The organism is Staphylococcus sp. EG-SA-2, assembly GCF_017152085.1.
On record NZ_JACYHC010000657.1, the window covers coordinates 1 to 2,137 of the forward strand.

The following is a 2,137-nucleotide window of genomic DNA, read 5'->3' on the forward strand; positions in this document are numbered from 1 at the left end:
TAAAGTTCGCTGAAATGATTATGATAAAAGTTATATGGTATGATGACATTGGTGATATATATGATAAACATCGGATTAACAGGTTGGGGTGATCACTATTCATTATATGAAGATTTAGAACGCCAAACCGATAAACTTAAAACATATGCTGGACATTTTCCGGTTGTCGAATTAGATGCGACATACTATGCGATACAACCGGAAAGAAATATATTGAAATGGATAAAAGAAACGCCTGATACATTTGAATTTGTGGTCAAAATTCATCAAGCACTCACATTGCATGCAGACTACAAAACATTTGCAGATACAAGGCAAGAACTATTTGATCAATTTAAGAATATGTTAGAGCCCTTACATACACAGAAAAAATTAGCAATGGTATTGGTTCAATTTCCGCCATGGTTTGACTGCAATGCACAAAATATCAAATATATTTTGTATGTAAGACAGCAATTACAAGCATTTCCAATGTGTGTAGAATTTAGGCATCAATCATGGTATAGTGATGCATTTAAAGAACAAACATTGGCATTTTTAACAGAACATCAAATCATTCATGCAGTAGTTGATGAACCACAAGTGAAAGATGGCAGTGTACCTTTAGTCAATCGAATCACAAATGAAATTGCGTTTGTACGTTATCATGGACGTAATCATTACGGTTGGACTAAGAAAGATATGTCAGATCAAGAATGGCGAGATGTACGCTATTTATATGATTATAATGAGCAAGAATTAATAGACTTGGCACAAAAGGCACAAATATTAGCACAAAAAGCTAAGAAAGTTTACGTCATATTTAACAATAATTCTGGTGGTCATGCAGCAAATAATGCCAAAACATATCAGCGATTATTGAATATAGAATATGAAGGGTTAGCACCACAACAATTAAAATTATTTTAAGAGGCGACGACTATGTTATTAACAATTACATTATTAGTTTTAATCGGAGGTTTGTCAGCGATTATAGGGTCTATCGTAGGCATTGGAGGCGGTATTATTATCGTTCCAACAATGGTTTACCTCGGTGTTGAACATGGATTACTACATAATATTACAACACAAGTAGCGATAGGGACGTCTTCAGTCATTCTAATTGTGACAGGACTTTCTTCATCACTTGGATATTTAAAAACAAAACAAGTTGATATTAAAAATGGTTCCATCTTTTTATTTGGACTATTACCAGGTTCATTGCTTGGGTCCTTCATTAGTAGATATTTAACATTTGAGTCATTTAATTTATATTTTGGTATCTTTTTAATTTTCGTAGCCATTTTATTAATGGTAAGAAATAAGATTAAACCGTTTAAAATTTTCGATAAACCCAAGTATGAAAAGACTTATGTAGACGCTAAAGGTAAAACATATCATTATAGTGTGCCACCATTGTTTGCTTTTATTACAACGTTTTTAATTGGTATATTGACAGGTTTATTTGGTATTGGAGGTGGCGCACTAATGACGCCACTAATGCTTATTGTATTTAGATTTCCACCTCATGTAGCTGTTGGAACAAGTATGATGATGATTTTCTTTTCAAGTGTCATGAGTTCTATAGGGCACATTGCTCAAGGTCACGTAGCTTGGGGTTATGCAATCATTTTAATTATTTCTAGTTATTTTGGTGCGAAAATCGGTGTCAAAGTGAATCAATCAATTAAGTCAGATACGGTAGTAACATTATTGAGAACAGTAATGTTGTTAATGGGTATATATTTAATTATTCGAGCGTTGATTTAATACAACTTTAAAAGGAGGACGTCAATTTGAGGCTTACAATTTATCATACGAACGATATTCATAGTCATTTACATGAATACGAACGCATTAAAGTATATATGGCAGAACAACGGCCACGACTTAATCATCCTTCTTTATATGTTGATCTAGGTGATCATGTAGATTTATCCGCACCTATAACTGAAGCAACTTTAGGTAAAAAGAATGTGGCATTACTAAATGAAGCAAAATGTGATGTTGCAACAATCGGTAATAATGAAGGGATGACCATTTCACACGAAGCTTTAAATCACCTTTACGACGAAGCAAAATTTATAGTGACATGTAGCAATGTTATAGATGAATCAGGTCATTTACCAAATAATATCGTTTCTTCTTATATTAAGGA

General features: G+C 33.0%; 3 protein-coding genes. All 3 read left to right on the forward strand.

The genetic code is table 11. The features are described from left to right. Positions 1-60 precede the first annotated feature (60 nt). Positions 61-909, forward strand: coding sequence for a DUF72 domain-containing protein (locus IDG60_RS11860; RefSeq protein ID WP_206160730.1), 849 nt, complete (start codon positions 61-63; stop codon positions 907-909). A 12-nt stretch (positions 910-921) separates the two neighbouring features. Then, on the forward strand, positions 922-1,749 hold the full coding sequence (locus IDG60_RS11865) for a sulfite exporter TauE/SafE family protein (RefSeq protein ID WP_000927632.1): 828 nt from the start codon (positions 922-924) through the stop codon (positions 1,747-1,749). Positions 1,750-1,775: 26 nt separating this feature from the next. Next, positions 1,776-2,137 (forward strand): metallophosphoesterase (locus IDG60_RS11870; RefSeq protein WP_206160731.1); only part of this gene is annotated, 362 nt, incomplete at its 3' end.

What these genes read in the sequence shown, in the direction of transcription:
- IDG60_RS11860 (WP_206160730.1), top strand. Translation starts at nt 61, where the DNA reads ATGATAAACATCGGATTAACAGGTTGGGGTGATCACTATTCATTATAT.
- IDG60_RS11865 (WP_000927632.1), top strand. Translation starts at nt 922, where the DNA reads ATGTTATTAACAATTACATTATTAGTTTTAATCGGAGGTTTGTCAGCG.